Source organism: Aquabacter albus, from assembly GCF_040049275.1.
In the GTDB taxonomy this organism is placed as follows: domain Bacteria; phylum Pseudomonadota; class Alphaproteobacteria; order Rhizobiales; family Xanthobacteraceae; genus Aquabacter.
Genome location: NZ_JBDZDT010000003.1, coordinates 206,266 through 220,555, shown reverse-complemented (window position 1 = coordinate 220,555; position 14,290 = coordinate 206,266). Strand labels below are relative to the sequence as shown.

Annotated in this window: 13 protein-coding genes; 5 read left to right on the top strand and 8 right to left on the bottom strand. The window is 68.1% G+C overall.

The features are described from left to right. The first annotated feature begins 2 nt into the window (after positions 1-2). The 5 genes from ABLE91_RS07530 to ABLE91_RS07510 all read left to right on the top strand — a co-directional run bounded on the left by ABLE91_RS07530 (position 3) and on the right by ABLE91_RS07510 (position 5,672). Positions 3-1,214, top strand: a complete 1,212-nt coding sequence (locus tag ABLE91_RS07530) for a S1C family serine protease (RefSeq protein WP_348930013.1) — start codon at positions 3-5, stop codon at positions 1,212-1,214. A gap of 71 nt (positions 1,215-1,285) precedes the next feature. Further along, positions 1,286-2,161 (top strand): S49 family peptidase, encoded by an 876-nt coding sequence (locus ABLE91_RS07525; protein WP_348930011.1) that lies wholly within the window; start codon positions 1,286-1,288, stop codon positions 2,159-2,161. A 9-nt stretch (positions 2,162-2,170) separates the two neighbouring features. Beyond that, positions 2,171-2,362 (top strand): hypothetical protein, encoded by a 192-nt coding sequence (locus ABLE91_RS07520; RefSeq protein ID WP_348930010.1) that lies wholly within the window; start codon positions 2,171-2,173, stop codon positions 2,360-2,362. Between the two features lie 101 nt (positions 2,363-2,463). Continuing rightward, a complete protein-coding gene (locus tag ABLE91_RS07515) occupies positions 2,464-3,681 on the top strand; it encodes an efflux RND transporter periplasmic adaptor subunit (RefSeq protein ID WP_348930008.1) in 1,218 nt (405 codons plus the stop codon). 2 nt (positions 3,682-3,683) lie between these two features. Continuing rightward, positions 3,684-5,672 (top strand): MacB family efflux pump subunit, encoded by a 1,989-nt coding sequence (locus ABLE91_RS07510; protein ID WP_348930595.1) that lies wholly within the window; start codon positions 3,684-3,686, stop codon positions 5,670-5,672. Positions 5,673-5,836: 164 nt separating this feature from the next. Here the strand turns inward: ABLE91_RS07510 and ABLE91_RS07505 are convergent, their stop codons facing one another. The 8 genes from ABLE91_RS07505 to ABLE91_RS07470 all read right to left on the bottom strand — a co-directional run bounded on the left by ABLE91_RS07505 (position 5,837) and on the right by ABLE91_RS07470 (position 14,267). Then, positions 5,837-6,793 (bottom strand): DMT family transporter, encoded by a 957-nt coding sequence (locus ABLE91_RS07505; protein WP_348930006.1) that lies wholly within the window; start codon positions 6,791-6,793, stop codon positions 5,837-5,839. A 199-nt stretch (positions 6,794-6,992) separates the two neighbouring features. Continuing rightward, complete coding sequence (locus ABLE91_RS07500) at positions 6,993-7,676, bottom strand: TetR/AcrR family transcriptional regulator (protein ID WP_348930004.1); 684 nt, start codon at positions 7,674-7,676, stop codon at positions 6,993-6,995. Between the two features lie 72 nt (positions 7,677-7,748). Beyond that, positions 7,749-8,585, bottom strand: a complete 837-nt coding sequence (gene proC, locus ABLE91_RS07495; protein WP_348930002.1) for a pyrroline-5-carboxylate reductase — start codon at positions 8,583-8,585, stop codon at positions 7,749-7,751. A gap of 63 nt (positions 8,586-8,648) precedes the next feature. After that, the gene (locus ABLE91_RS07490) at positions 8,649-9,149 is read right to left on the bottom strand and encodes a type III secretion system chaperone family protein (protein ID WP_348930000.1); all 501 of its coding nucleotides are present in this window, start codon (positions 9,147-9,149) and stop codon (positions 8,649-8,651) included. A gap of 378 nt (positions 9,150-9,527) precedes the next feature. Beyond that, positions 9,528-11,168: a Na+/H+ antiporter gene (locus ABLE91_RS07485; RefSeq protein WP_348929998.1), complete on the bottom strand. Its 1,641-nt coding sequence runs from the start codon at positions 11,166-11,168 to the stop codon at positions 9,528-9,530. Positions 11,169-11,377: 209 nt separating this feature from the next. Continuing rightward, positions 11,378-11,665 carry an accessory factor UbiK family protein gene (locus tag ABLE91_RS07480; protein ID WP_348929997.1) on the bottom strand — a complete coding sequence of 96 codons (288 nt, stop codon included), beginning with the start codon at positions 11,663-11,665 and terminating at the stop codon, positions 11,378-11,380. A gap of 99 nt (positions 11,666-11,764) precedes the next feature. Next, positions 11,765-13,507 (bottom strand): type VI secretion system contractile sheath domain-containing protein, encoded by a 1,743-nt coding sequence (locus ABLE91_RS07475; protein WP_348929995.1) that lies wholly within the window; start codon positions 13,505-13,507, stop codon positions 11,765-11,767. 157 nt (positions 13,508-13,664) lie between these two features. Then, complete coding sequence (locus ABLE91_RS07470; protein WP_348929994.1) at positions 13,665-14,267, bottom strand: hypothetical protein; 603 nt, start codon at positions 14,265-14,267, stop codon at positions 13,665-13,667. Positions 14,268-14,290: the final 23 nt, after the last annotated feature.

Below are 14,290 nucleotides of genomic sequence, written 5' to 3'. Positions count from 1 at the left end.
CCATGGGCCGCATCCGCCTTTTCCTGCGCCGCGCCTGGATGGTGGTCGCCGTCTTCATCCTTGCTGTCGCAGGAATTCCGCGCGCGGAAGCCGCGCCTCCGGCCCTGGTCGTCGACAAGCTGATCGACAAGGTGGAGGGCTGGTCCATCGGCTTCAGCGAGGGGATGGGCGGGTGCCTCGCCGCCGCCACCTATCGAGACCAGACCACCATCTGGGTAGGCTTCGGCGGCAAAGGCGACGACGCTTATTTCGCCGTGACCAATCCGAAATGGGGCGCCCTGGAGCCGGGGAAACGCTACGAGCTGAGTATTTCGGCGCAGGGCGAAGGTCTCTGGCGCGGCCAGTTCACCGCCATTGTGCGCAAAGGGGAAAAGGGGCTTTTCGCCGGCAATCTCAAGGATGAGTTCGTGGTGGACCTCGCCAATAGCGGGGCCCTGGATGTGCGCATGAGCACGAAATCCATTGCCCGGCTTTCCCTTGAGGGCTCCAAAGCCGCCATCAGGTCCACCGTCGGATGCCAAGTGGCGTATCGGGAGGCCAGGACCGCACCCAGCAGCAAGTCGGCCCGCACCAGCCCGCCGAAGAAGGACGAGGGTGGTGGTTCGGGCACCGGCTTCTTCGTCTCCACCCAGGGGCACGTGCTCACCAATCATCATGTGGTTGAAGGCTGCCGGCGTTTGCAGATTGTGCGTCCTCTTTCGGCGCCCATCCCAGCCACGCTGGTCGCCGACGATGCGACCAATGACCTTGCCTTGCTCCAAACCGCCGCAAGGCCCGCTGACGTGCCGCCGCTCATGCTGCGCCCGCGCGTGGGGCACAAGGTCTATGTTTTCGGCTATCCGCTCGCGGGCGTCCTCGCCACGAGCGGGAACTTCACCGACGGACTCGTAACCGCCTCGGCGGGTCTCGGGGACGATACCCGTATGCTGCAGATCTCTGCTCCGGTGCAGCCGGGCAACAGCGGCGGGCCGCTGCTTGACCAGAATGGGAATGTGATCGGCGTGATCGTCTCGAAGCTGAACGTCCTGAAGCTTGCGAGCGTGACCAACGACCTCGCGCAGAACGTCAACTTCGCCATCAAGTCGTCCATCGCCGCTAATTTCCTCGACGCCAACGGGGTCCAGGGGCCGCCGACGCCGTACGACGGCGCGCTGGAGCCGTCGGTGCTGGCCGAGAAAGCCAAGGGCTTCACCGTTCGGGTGAATTGCGACTAAATGCCGGGCCTGCCGGCCTGCCAATGTGCTGCCACCTTGAATTCTCCCGAATTGCCCCGCATCTGCCAGCCATGCCTGATGATCTCCTGCCGTCCCTGAAGCGCGGTTTCGACCGTATCCTGCCGGCCGCATGGCGCGGCGACGTGCCCGTGGTGCCGGTGGTGCGCCTGTCCGGCGCCATCGGCATGAACACGCCGTTCCGCCAGAGCCTCACCCTCGCCTCCATCGCCAAGCCGCTGGAGAAGGCGTTCGGCGTGAAGAAGGCGCCGGCGGTGGCGCTCATCATCAATTCGCCCGGCGGCTCGCCGGTGCAGTCCCACCTCATCTACAAGCGCATCCGCGCGCTGGCGGCGGAGACCGACAAGCACGTCTTCGCCTTCGTGGAGGATGTGGCGGCCTCCGGCGGCTACATGCTCGCCTGCGCGGCCGATGAGATCGTGTGCGATCCCTCCTCGGTGGTGGGCTCCATCGGCGTCATCTCGGCGGGCTTCGGCTTCGAGAAGCTGATCGAGAAGATCGGCGTCGAGCGCCGCGTCCACACGGCGGGCACGCGCAAGATGATGCTGGACCCGTTCCGCCCCGAGCGGCCTGAGGACGTGGAGCGCCTGGAGGCGATCCAGAAGGAGGTGCACGCCACCTTCGCTGCCTTGGTGAAGGGGCGCCGCGGGGATACCCTGTCCGGCGAAGAGGACTTGTTGTTCTCCGGAGAATTTTGGGTGGGCACCCAGGCGCTCGGCTTCGGCCTTGTGGATGATCTCGGGGACCTGCGCACCGTGCTGCGGGCCCGCTACGGCGATAAAGTGCGCACGCCCCTGGTCTCGACGGGAAGCTGGTGGTCGCGGCGCCAGGGCGGTGCCACCATTTCCGCCCTCCAGGGGGCGGGGCTGGCGGAAGGGCTGTTGGCGTCCACGGAAGAGCGCGCCTTGTGGGCGCGCTATGGCCTATAGGAGGAGATGATGCCACCTCTTGTCCTGGCTGGTCTCGGTACACTCGGCGTGGCGGCGCTGGCGCGGTTCCTGGTGCGGGAAAGCCGGCGCGTGAACGGGATGATCGATCCCCATCGCGGGCCGCCGTCACCGGAGCCCCCCGGCGAGCGGCTGGAGAAGGATCCCGTGACCGGCACCTATCGCCCTCGCGCGCGCTCCTGACCCCTGACGTAGCGAAAATTACAGGGAATTCACTAAGCGGTAGGACCCTCACACGCTATCGTGACCTTACGGCCGGTGACAGGCCACGGATGGTCGCTGAGATGTTACAGAAGCTGGACAATGGAGGGGTCGTGATGCCGCCCAAGGCGCGCCGTCCGCGCAGGCGGGCGTGGTGGGCGGCGGGCGTGCTGCTGGTCGCCGCCGCGGGCGGCACGGGCTATTATTTTTATGGCCGCGACACCGGCGCCACCACGAGCCAGTTCGCCACCGCCCCTGTCGTGAAGGGCGACCTGGAGCAGAGCGTCACGGCGCTCGGCACCATCAAGCCGAAGACCTATGTGGACGTGGGCACCCAGGTGTCCGGCCAGCTCCGCAAGATTTCGGTGGAGATCGGCGACACGGTGAAGAAGGGCGACCTCCTCGCCCAGATCGATCCCACCGTCTACCAGACCCGCGTTCTGGGCGACCAGGCGCAGCTCGACAATCTCAGGGCCCAGCTCGCCCAGCAGAGGGCGCAGCTCGACCTCGACAAGCTGCGCGACAATCGCGCGAGCAGACTCCTCTCCAGTCAGGCCGGCAGCCAGGACACGGCGGATGCCGCCGCCGCCACCGTGCGCATCGGTGAGGCGAAGATCCAGGCGCTGGAAGCGCAGATCAAGCAGACCCAGGCCACGCTCGACGGCGACGTGGCCAATCTCGGCTACACCAAGATCTTCGCGCCCATCGACGGCGTGGTGGTCTCCACCTCGGCCACCGAGGGCCAGACGCTGAACGCCAACCAGACCGCGCCCATCGTGCTGCGGCTCGCCGATCTCGACACCATGCAGGTGTGGGCGCAGGTGGCGGAAGCCGACATCCCCAAGGTGAAGGTGGGCATGCAGGTCTATTTCACCACGCTCGGCATGCCGGACCGGCGCTTCCACGCCAAGGTGGTGCAGATCTTGCCGACGCCCGACACGGTGAATGACGTGGTGCTCTACAACGTGCTCATCGATGTGCCCAACGCCGAGCGGCTGCTCATGACCTCCATGAGCGCGCAGGTCTTCTTCATGCTGGGCAATGCCAAGGATGCGCTGCTGGTGCCGGCGGCCGCCGTGCGCCCCGCCGCCCGCGGCGCCCGGCGCGAGGCGCGCAACGAGGCGACCGTCCGGGTGCTGGTGGACGGCAAGCCCGAGGTGCGACAGGTGAAGCTCGGGCTCGCCAGCCGCAGCCAGATCCAGATCACGGAGGGGCTCAAGGAAGGCGAGCAGGTCATCACCTCCGCCGATCCTGCCGCCCAGCAGGCGAACCGGCCGCCCATGCCGCCGAGGCTCTTTTGACCATCGCCGATCCACAGGTCGCAGTCCGCCCCGCCGCGCCGGAGACGCGCACCGGCGCGCTGCTCGACATCACCCATGTGAGCAAGGTCTACCCTTCCGGCGACAGCGTCGTGCGGGCGCTGGACGATGTCTCCATCACCATCATGCCCGGCGAGTATGTGGCCATCATGGGCCAGTCGGGCTCGGGCAAGTCCACGCTCATGAACATCATCGGCTGCCTCGACCGGCCGAGCATGGGCAGCTACCGGGTGCTGGGGCGCGACGTCGCCGATCTTGACGCCGACGAGCTGGCAAGCCTGCGCTGCCGCACCTTCGGCTTCGTGTTCCAGCGCTACAATCTTCTCCCCTCCATCACGGCGGAGGAGAATGTGGAGATCCCGGCCATCTATGCCGGGCGCCCCAAGGCGGAGCGGCTGGACCGCGCCCGTGCGCTCCTCGCCCGGCTGGGCCTCGGCGATCGCTGGGAGCACAAGCCCTCCCAGCTGTCAGGCGGCCAGCAGCAGCGCGTCTCCATCGCCCGCGCGCTCATGAACGAGGCGCCGGTCATCCTCGCCGACGAGCCCACCGGCGCGCTCGACAGCCATTCCGGCGCCGAGGTTCTCGCGCTGCTGGCGGAGCTGAACCGGGAAGGGCGCACCATCATCCTCATCACCCATGATCCGGAAGTGGCCGCCCACGCCCGCCGCGTGGTGCGCCTGCAGGACGGGCGGGTGATCTCGGACGAGGTCTCCGACCCCGCCGGCGAGGTGCTGCCGGCGCATCCGGTGAACTCGACATTGAAGGTGCGCAACAACTTCCTCCCCGACCTCGGCGAGGCGGTGAAGATGGCGTTCCGCTCCATGCGGGGGAACCTGTTCCGGACCGTTCTCACGTTGCTGGGCGTCATCATCGGCGTCGCGGCGGTGATCGCCATGCTGGCCATCGGCCAGGGCAGCAAGCAGTCCGTGCTGGACCGCATCGCTTCCATGGGCACGAACCTCCTCGTGGTGCGCCCCGGCGCGCCAGGCATCCGCTCCACCGGCTCGAACGCCTCGCTTTCCTTCGAGGATGCGCAGGCCATCGCGGAGGAGGTGCCGAACGTGCTGGCCGTCTCGCCGGAGCGTTCCACCAACGCCACGGTGCGCGTGGGCAATATCGACTACGCCACCTCCATCCAGGGCACCGGCCCCGGCTACACCACCGCGCGGGACTGGGCGCTGGCGGACGGCACCATGTTCACCGCGCAGGATGTGGAGGGCTATGCCCCCGTGGTGGTGCTGGGCCGCACGGTCGCCCGCGTCATGTTCCCGGACGGGCGGAGCCCCGTGGGGCGCTACATCCTCATCAAGAACGTGCCCTATGAGGTGGCGGGGGTTCTGGCCCCGCGCGGCGCCAACGCCTTCGGCATGGACCAGGACGATATCGTCCTCATGCCCATCACCACCGGCTTCATGCGGGTGTTCGGCCGTCGCTTCCTCACCGCCGCGACCGTCGCGGTGGAGGACGTGGACAAGATCGACGAGACCCAGGCCGCCATCGAGGTGCTGCTGCGCCAGCGCCACCGGGCCGAGGACTTCCAGATCCGCAACACCTCCTCGATCCTGGAGACCGCCACCGCCACGGCGGACACGCTGACGCGCCTTCTCGGCTCGGTGGCCGCCATCTCGCTGCTGGTGGGCGGCATCGGGGTGATGAACATCATGCTGGTGAGCGTCACCGAGCGCACGCGGGAGATCGGCATCCGCATGGCCACCGGCGCGCGGCGCTCCAACATCATGCTCCAGTTCAACACCGAGGCGCTGGTGATCTGCGGCGCGGGCGGGCTGGTCGGCGTGGCGCTGGGCCTCGGCACCGCGCTGCTGCTGAAAAGCCTCGGCAGCCTGGTGATCTTCACCGCCGGCCCGCCGCTGCTCGCTTTCGGCTGCGCCTTCCTCACCGGGCTCGTGTTCGGATATCTGCCGGCCCGCAAGGCGGCGGGGCTCGATCCGGTGGCGGCACTGGCCTACGAATAGGGCTTCTCAGTCATCACGACCGTCATGGCCGGGCTTGTCCCGGCCATCCACGCGGGGCTCCGCCAGGTGCGGACGAACGGAGGGACGTGGATGCCCGGGACAAGCCCGGGCATGACCGATCCGGGAGGGCGGCATCATCCCCACCGATTGTGCCTGCTGCCCCGTTATGAGTGCGGCGGGGACCGGGTGACGGCGGCGGCCAGCGTCGCGCCGGAGGGGGCGATGGCGGCTTCTGCCTTGCGGCGCTTGGCATCCTCGTGCCCGCGCCGCGCCTCCTGCTGGATGGAATAGAGGCCAGCGCCCACCACCAGCACCGTGCCGACCGCGCCCCAGATGTCCGGCACATGGGAGAAGATGAAGTAGCTGTAGAACAGCGAGCAGGGCACCAGCACGTAGCGCAGCGGGGAGATGGCCGCCACCGGCGCGTTGCGGAAGGCATAGACCATGAGCACGTTGCCGATGCCGAAGGCGGCGCCCGAGCCGGCGATGTAGAGCGCGGGGGCGAGGGACGGCAGGGTCCAGCTCTCCCAGACCGCGAAGGTGGAGCTGGTCAGCGTGAGGAGGAAGGCGGTGGAGAGCGCCACCACCGCGCCCGGCACCTGCATGGAGATGCCGCGCGTGGAGATATCCCTGAGCGAGCCGGTGAAGGCAGCCAGCAGCGGCAGCAGCGCCACGATGGCGAAGGTGTCGGGATCGGGATGGGTTACGACCACGGCGCCCAGGAAGCCGACGAAAATGGCGCACCAGCGCTTGAAGCTGACGGATTCGCCCAGAAGCGGCACGGCCAGCGCCGTCGTGATCAGCGGCGCCGCCATATAGATGGTGGTGGTGGTGGCGATGGGCAGGAAGCCGAGGGCCAGCACATAAGTGAAGGTGGTGAAGGCATCGAACCCGGAGCGCAGCATCACCCGCGGCCGCAGGGCCAGGAGGGTGGCGCGGCCTTCGCCCGACGCGACGATCACCACCAGCAGCACGATCACGGCGAAGCTGGAGCGCAGGGTCAGCACTTCGCCCATGGGCAGGCTCGTCAGCGACAGCTTGATCAGCATGTCGTTGGTGATGAACATCATCATGGCGCCGATCATCGCGGCGATGCCCCTTAAGGAGCCCGCCTGCGTCACGACACGCCTCCCGAGAGAGGGGCGCAAAGGCCGATGATTGGGAAAGAAATCAAGACTCGTACCGCCGCTGCTGCACCCGCGAAGGACTTCTAACCGATTTGTATGACCGCCCGGTTTGCGGAATCGGCTGGGCCGCAGCGGAAGCCCAGCGCCTTCCGCATGGATATGCCACGCCGCTGCCGCAAAGAAGAAGGGCGGGTTAACGGACCTCAGGCGGCGGGCGTTCGTCTGCGGGCATTTCTTCCCGCAATTCCTCGGCGGTGCGCATGCGGCGGGGACGGCGGCCGAAGGACGCGATGGAGGCAAGATCGTCCAGCATACCGAGGAGCTTTGCCCCTTCCCGCAAGTCCTTGTCGAGCCGGGCCATGGTGCGCGAGAGGCCGGGATCCTCGTCCTTCAGCCAGACATCCAGCAGCCGGCCGAACATGACCGCGAGGCCGCGCGCGCGGATGTCTCCCGCAAGCCCTGTGGTGTCGATGCCCGCCGCCGCCAGCATCCAGCGCTGGGAGCGGATGGAGAGCCGCAGCAGGTGCAAGGCCAGAAAGGCATCGCGCCGGGCGGAGCGCAGGAGGGACGCGATGGCGTCCCGGTGCGGCTCCAGCGCATCGATGCGGCGCATCAGCACTTCGAACAGCCGCTCATGGGACGGCTCTTCCAGGTCAACGCCGTCGTCCGGCCCGCCTTCCGCCAGCACCTGCCGGTCGGTGGATTTGAAGAAGGCGTCCAGGAGATCGGTGGTGGAGCCGAAGGCGCCGCGCATCTCCGAGAGGGACACGCCCGCATGGGCGGCGATCTCGTTGAGCGAGATGCGCTCGAAGGCGCCCTTGCCCAGAAGGTCGAGGAACGCCCTGAGGCAGGCGTCGCGGGTCGTCTCAGAGACCATGCGAACTCTCCGGCTTTCTCCTGTTGCCTGATGGTGGGCGCGCCGGGGCGCGCCCACAAGGGAAAATGCCGGTCAGCGCCCCAATTCCCTGGAGCGGACGGTGGCGGCTTCCACGGCCTCCACCATCAGCGGCTCGAAGCCGCGGGCCGGGTCCATGAGCACCGCCAGCGCCGCCGCCGTGGTGCCGCCGGGCGAGGTGACGTTCTCGCGCAGCGTTCCCGCATCCGTGCCGGACTGCACCATAAGCGCGCCGGCGCCCGCGACCGTGGCGCGGGCAAGCCGCTCCGCGAGAGCGGCCGGCAGGCCGGCGGCGGTGCCCGCGGCGGTGAGCGCTTCGGCGAGAAGGAACACATAAGCGGGGCCGGAGCCGGACACGGCGGTGGCCACGTCGATCAGCGCCTCGTCCTCCACCCATTCCACCGGGCCGAGGGTGGAGAGGAGAGCATCCGTGAGCGCCCGCTCGGCCGTATCCACATGGTGGTTCGGCACGGCCACCGTGATGCCCTGGCCGATGGCCGCGGGCGTGTTGGGGATGGTGCGCACGATGGCGGTGCCGTTGGGCAGGCCCTCATGCAGGAAATCCAGGGTGCGCCCGGCCATGATGGAGATGACCAGGGTTCCCTGCGCCACGAGGCTGCGCACGGTGGCGAGCACAACGGGCGCCACCTGGGGCTTCACCGCCAGAACGATGACGGCGGGGGCGGGGATGTCGGCAAAATCGGGATTGGCCCGCGCGCCCTTCGCCTTCAAATCGGCGTCGATCTCGGGCCGGAGATTCGGGTCGAGCACCACCGCGTGCTCGGGCGGAAGGCCAAGCTTGAGCCAGCCTTCCAGCATGGCACCACCCATCTTGCCGGCCCCGACGAGCACGACGGGGCCGCTCAAGGTCTTCAAAGAATCAACGGGCATGGGACAGCCTGCATGAGCGGGCGCCGGCGAGGCCGGTGTCCCGCGTTGGGAGGACGCCCCTTCTTAAGCTTCTCCGACGGTATCGAAAAGCGCCGTGTCCATGGCTTCGCGGGCGGTCTTGCCGGCCCACACCACGAACTGGAAGGCGGGATAGTAGCGTTCCACCGAATCGATGGCGGCGTCGAGGATCGCCTCGCACTGCCGGTCCGAGGCGGTGGCGCCGCCGGCGAGCACCAAGGCATGGCGGAACATGATGACGCCTTCCTGGGCCCACAGGTCGAAATGGCCGAGCCACATCTGCTCGTTGATGAGCGAGAGCAGCTTCAGCACTTCGGGCCGCCGGTTGTCCGGCACCTTGAAGTCGAAGGCACAGGCGAGATGCAGCGCCTCGATCTCGTCCATCCATTGGAACGAGACATGGCAGTCCGTCCAGCGGCTGGTGAGCGAAAGGGTGATCTCGTCTTCGTCGGAGCGCTCGAAGGACCAGTCATGGACGGCAGCGAGCCGCTCCACGAGATCCACGGGGTTCGCCGGAGCTTCGGCTTCGATGTCGATGAAGGACATGCCTCGACCTCGCGGTTTGAGGGACGCGGAGACGGTCGAACGCGGCACTCTACGGCACTCAAACCAGGGCACTCAAAGCCAGCCAGGATTTGCGCGACGCAGCGTACCGGCGGCCCCACCGCCCCAAAAGAGCGGTGTGCCATGGCGAGCTGCGCCCCGTCGCGCTCTGGCGCGACGATCCGGCTCCGAATCGCCACTCAATCACTATATCGCGGCGCAACGCGACGCGGCTACGACATATTGAGGCAGGGAGAAATCATCCCCAGTTGTGTTGTCGGCTAGGTACTCGGCGGCGGGCACTCAGGGCTGCGTCATCCCGCCATTGCTACCGTTGAAAGGCGCCGCGAAGGCGACCGGAAGGCCGGCTGCCTCGTGCTCTCAGGTGGAGAGAAGCCGCGCCTCGACGAGGTCCACCTCCTGCACCAGCCGGCGGGTCTCGTTGTCGCTGATGCGGTGCGCACGGGCGGCCTGGTAGAGGGAGTCGCGCTCGGCACGCACCGCGGCAAGGTGCAGCTCGCGTTCGATCTCGGCGGCGCGACGGATGCGCTCCGCCTCTTTCCCGCTCCCGGCATGGCCGTCGATTCTGCGCTGGTACTGGCGGATCAGGTCGGCGCCGACTTCGGCATAAAGCGGATCCTGGGCCTCGGGGCCCTTGAGCTCGCGCTGCGCTTGCTCGATGGCGAGGATTGCCGCCTCGGCCGCCGCGATCCGCGCCCGGATCTCCTCTTTGCGTCGGGGGTGCGCCCGCGGCAGCTCGACGCCACGCATCAGATAGGGAAGCGCGCAACTCGCCGCGACGAGCGAGACGATGATGACCCCAGCCGCGAGGAAGATGGCGAGATCGCGCGCAGGGAAGGGCGAGCCGTCCGGCAGGACGAGAGGCAAGGTGAGAATGCCCGCGAGCGTCACCGCTCCCCGCACCCCGGCGAGCGACATGGCCGCGATCAGCCGCCAGCTCGGCCCACCTTCGGGGCGCCGCCGCGATTTGCGCCACGACAGGGTGAAACGCAGTGTCACCCACACCCACAGGAAGCGCAGGACGGCGAGCGCCAGGGTGATGGCGACGACATAGAGCAAGAGCCATCCAACGTCCCGCTGATGCGCCTCCAGCACCACCCTCGCCGCGCGCATCGCGATCTGGGGCAATTGCTCGCCCAGCAGCACGAAGATGATGCCCGTTGCGGTGAACTGGATGGCGTCCCACACCACTTTGCGGGAGATGCGGCTCACCGGCGCGATCTGGCCGCCATGCTCCACGGTGGTCATGGCGAGCCCCGCCGCCACCGCGCCAAGCACGCCGGAGCAGCCGAGGTGCTCGGCCAGCATATAGGCCGCGAACGGCATGAGGATGCTGACCAGGATCTGCGTGCCCGGCTCGTCGCCGAACCGGCGGGCGACGAAATTCTTCGCCACGGCCGCCGCCCAGGTGACGAAGATGCCGGTCATCACGCCACCGATCGAGACCCACAGGAAATCGCCGAAGGCGTCCGCGAGGGAGAACGCGCCGGTGGTCACCGCAAGCACGGCAAAGCTCATGCAGACGAGGCCCGAGGCGTCGTTCAAGAGCGACTCCCCCTCCAGAATGCGCATGATCCGTTCGGGGATGGGGCCGCGCGCGACGATGGCCGAGACCGCGAACGCGTCGGTGGGCGACACGATGGCCGCCAGCGCGAACGCCACGGCGAGTGGCATGGCCGGGATCATCCAGTGGACGAAGAAGCCAAGCCCGAGCACCGTGAAGACCACCAGCCCGATGGCGAGGGCGGAGATGGTCCCGATGTCGCGCACCAGGGCGTCGCGCGGGATGCGCCAGCCGTCGAGGAAGAGGAGCGGGGGCAGGAACAGCAGGAAGAAGACGTCGGGATTAAGCGTGATCCCAAGGTCCGCGACGGCGGTGATCATCACGCCGAGGCCGATCTGGATGAGGGGGAGCGGCACGGGGATCGGCAGCGCCCGGGCGAGCGCGCTGCTCACCACCACCGCCAGCAGGATCACCAGGACGATCGAAACGGTTTCCAAGGCCACTTCCGTCGCGCGGGAAAAGAAATCGCCGGCTTGCTCGGCTGCGGGGCTATCGGGCCAGACGCAGGCTTGGCGTCCAGGCCTGCCTTTGGCCGGAGCATATTACCGTAACCGGATAACAATGAAGGGTTCTGGACGGCAATTCAATGCGGCGGGGGGAACAATGCCTCCGAGACGCCGGCTGTGCTCCAGCCGGCTGCCTCGGCTCAGACGGGCCCCGGCGTGGAGCTGCCCGGGGCAGCGGTCGGGCCAAGGCGGGCCTCCAGCTCGGCGAGGCGGGCTGCGAGGCGCTCATTCTCCAGGCGCGCGGCGGCGACCATGTCCTTGACCACCTCGAATTCCTCGCGCTTCACGAGGTCCATGTCCCGCAGGAAACGCTCCATCTGCGCCTTCGCCACGGTCTCCGCCTCGCGGCGCACGCCCTGGGCGACGCCGGCGGCGTCGTTCACCAGCCGCGCCATTTCATCGAAAAGCCGGCCTGTGGTCTGGGTCATGACGGGTCTCCGCTCGGGCGGTGAAGGGGATTCGCCAGACAATGGGCATGACGAGGAAGGATCGCAAGGGGAAGCGATGCGGCCGAACGGCCGCCGCCCCTAAAGCGCGATATCGAACGAGAATGAAAACCCGCCCATGACCGACTGGCCGAGGCGCACCGACACCTCGAAGTGACGCCGCCCCTCCTCGTCCGTGTCAGAGGGCGAGACGTGCGCCGCGGCGCCTTGGCCCGTGGTCAGCAACACATCGTCCAGCAGCCGCGCCATGGCCGCCGCGGCCTCGCCGTCCGAGCGCGCACCTGCAAAGAGCGCGCGGTTCCTGTGCAGCACGTCTTCCACGCATCGCGAGACGAAGCGGAAGGGCAGGCTGCTGAAATCCTCCATGATCTTGCGGTCGGCCTCGGCCATGGCGCCATGCCCGTGAACCGCCGGCGCGCGCGTGAGCCACGCTTGGTCCCGGTCCGCGCGGCAGACGAGGCAGATGATGCCTTCATGGCCGAGTTCCCGCGCGACGCCCAGCTCGACGGGTGCGCGCAGGGGGATGGCCGCCCTGCGGCCGCCGCGCAGGTCCACCTCGACCATTTCCAGGCCATCCAAGGCGGTTTCCGCGCCGGTGATCTCCGTGGGCCAGCCCTGCCGTTCCAGGCTGCGCAGGATCTGCGCGGCGAGGATGACGCCGGCCTCGCCCCACAGGGTGGGCACCCCATCGCCGGCGGGGCGCAGGACGATGTCATTCCAGGCGGCAAAGAGGGAGCTGCTCTCATCGCGCCCGCGCAGCCCGCGCCACGCGGCATAGCCCGGGCCTTCCAGCAAGGCGCGCGGATTGTCCATGGTCGCGATGTCCGCCGGCGCCGCGCCGAGGAAGTCCGGCGCGAGCGAGACGATGGTGGGCACCGAGAGCCGGTCCGCGGCAAGGGCGATCCGGTCCAGGGCATCGAGGGCCTGGGGCGATCGGCCGAAGGCGCCGAGCACCAGGATGGCCGTCATCTCCGGCTGGTCCGCCAGAGCGTCGGCGAATTGTTCGCTTTGCAGGAGGTCCGCGACGGCCTCTCCCGGCACATCGCAAAGTGTGAGACGGGTGGCGGCGTGCCGGCCGCGCGCGGCGAAGATCAGCCGCAGGCTTCGCCACGCGGCCTCAAGGCGGAGCCAGGACGCGTGGCCCGCGACCTCGCGCGCCTGGGACTGCAGCAGCGCAGAGACCCCCGCCGTGGGCCCGGCTTGTGTCTGCCGAGGCTTGGCGGTGGACGACAGGAAGGCCGAAATGGCGGCCTGGGCGGGATCGGCCTGCGGCGCCGTGTTCGACACGTCCACCATGCCCAGCAGCCGGTCGAGGGAGCCGTCATCCTCCGATGCGGGCTGGGCCTTCGGCGCGGGCGCGGCGAGGGGGGCCGTGGCGTGGCGCAGCTCGGCGGCGACGCGGTCCAGGGCCGGATCGCGCGCGAGGGCCTCGAAATTCTCCTCCGACCGCCGGTCGGTATACGCGGCGGCCAGCCGTTCGGCCCGGGCGATTTCGGGGATGCGAGCCGCCAGGGTCTTGGGATCAAGGTCCCGCAGCGCGGCGAGGGGCAGCCGGATGGCCAGCGCGGGCGGCGCCGAGCCGAGATGATTGGGCACCTCCATCGCGGCCACTGCACCGAACGCGGCCATGAGGCTGGAGATGTCGTCGCCGGATATGTCCCTCAGCCGCCCGTCGCCCGCGCCGCCGAAATCGCCGACCACCACCAGCCTGAAGGGGATGTCCGCGCCGCTGCGCGCCGGGGCGGCCTGACGCTCGCCACCGAATGCGCTGCCAAATCCCATGTCGAGGCGCACGCCGCCTTGGGGCTTGTCTTCGTTTGCCATGGACCTCGGCCCCGCTGCGGATAGAATGACGAAAGGCTCGAATGGCCTCGGGCGAGACCTCAGGGCCAAAGAAGCTTCGCCATACCGTTGCTATATGTCGCGCGTGCAACGGCGCGCATTCGGGGCGCGGAAATGAAGGCTGCAAGAGGCCGGCGCCTTAGAAGGGCAGGGCCTCACCCAGCACCAGCACGTTGGCGAGTACCAGCAGCATGAGGTTCATGCGCTTGGATTTAATGAACAGGAGAGCGATCAGGACCGGTATGACCAGTATACCCAGCGTGCCGGAAACCGGCGTGCTCCGGCTGATCTCATTCTCGACGCTCTGCCCCGCTCCTATGATCATCAGGACTGCGGCATAGGCCAGAGATGCAAAGCCGACCGCCAGAATCCCGCCGATCACGGTTCGCTTCACCTTCAGATAATAATCGTCGAAGTCTGGCCATTGCTTCGGGTTTGAAGGAAAGATCAGCGTGGACAGCGTGTAGTAGCTGCCGATGACGATCATCATTCCGATCAGGCTGCCGAAGTTCGGGGGCACGATGGCGCCGACCTCATGGAAATAGAACCAGAAGCTCGTCTGGTCCATGATCATGAGGGATGCGAGAAGCGGGGTGAGCCAGCCGATGCGGATGGTGTCCCGCTCGGCGTCGTCCACATCCGTCTTGATCCGCAGCACGCGGGCGAAGCCGCGCAGGACTTCGGCGATGGCGAGGCCCAGCAGCAGCGCAAACAGCCGCGAGACGATGTCGAATCCAGCCATACTCTGCCCCGCCCCGCGTGACG

Excerpts from the sequence above, each read along its gene's own strand:
- ABLE91_RS07500 (WP_348930004.1), bottom strand. The coding sequence starts at position 7,676 with ATGGTCTCTGAGACGACCCGCGACGCCTGCCTCAGGGCGTTCCTCGAC.
- proC (WP_348930002.1), bottom strand. The coding sequence starts at position 8,585 with ATGCCCGTTGATTCTTTGAAGACCTTGAGCGGCCCCGTCGTGCTCGTC.
- ABLE91_RS07475 (WP_348929995.1), bottom strand. The coding sequence starts at position 13,507 with ATGGCAAACGAAGACAAGCCCCAAGGCGGCGTGCGCCTCGACATGGGA.
- ABLE91_RS07530 (WP_348930013.1), top strand. The coding sequence starts at position 3 with ATGGGCCGCATCCGCCTTTTCCTGCGCCGCGCCTGGATGGTGGTCGCC.
- ABLE91_RS07525 (WP_348930011.1), top strand. The coding sequence starts at position 1,286 with ATGCCTGATGATCTCCTGCCGTCCCTGAAGCGCGGTTTCGACCGTATC.
- ABLE91_RS07490 (WP_348930000.1), bottom strand. The coding sequence starts at position 9,149 with ATGTCCTTCATCGACATCGAAGCCGAAGCTCCGGCGAACCCCGTGGAT.
- ABLE91_RS07470 (WP_348929994.1), bottom strand. The coding sequence starts at position 14,267 with ATGGCTGGATTCGACATCGTCTCGCGGCTGTTTGCGCTGCTGCTGGGC.
- ABLE91_RS07520 (WP_348930010.1), top strand. The coding sequence starts at position 2,171 with ATGCCACCTCTTGTCCTGGCTGGTCTCGGTACACTCGGCGTGGCGGCG.
- ABLE91_RS07480 (WP_348929997.1), bottom strand. The coding sequence starts at position 11,665 with ATGACCCAGACCACAGGCCGGCTTTTCGATGAAATGGCGCGGCTGGTG.
- ABLE91_RS07515 (WP_348930008.1), top strand. The coding sequence starts at position 2,464 with ATGTTACAGAAGCTGGACAATGGAGGGGTCGTGATGCCGCCCAAGGCG.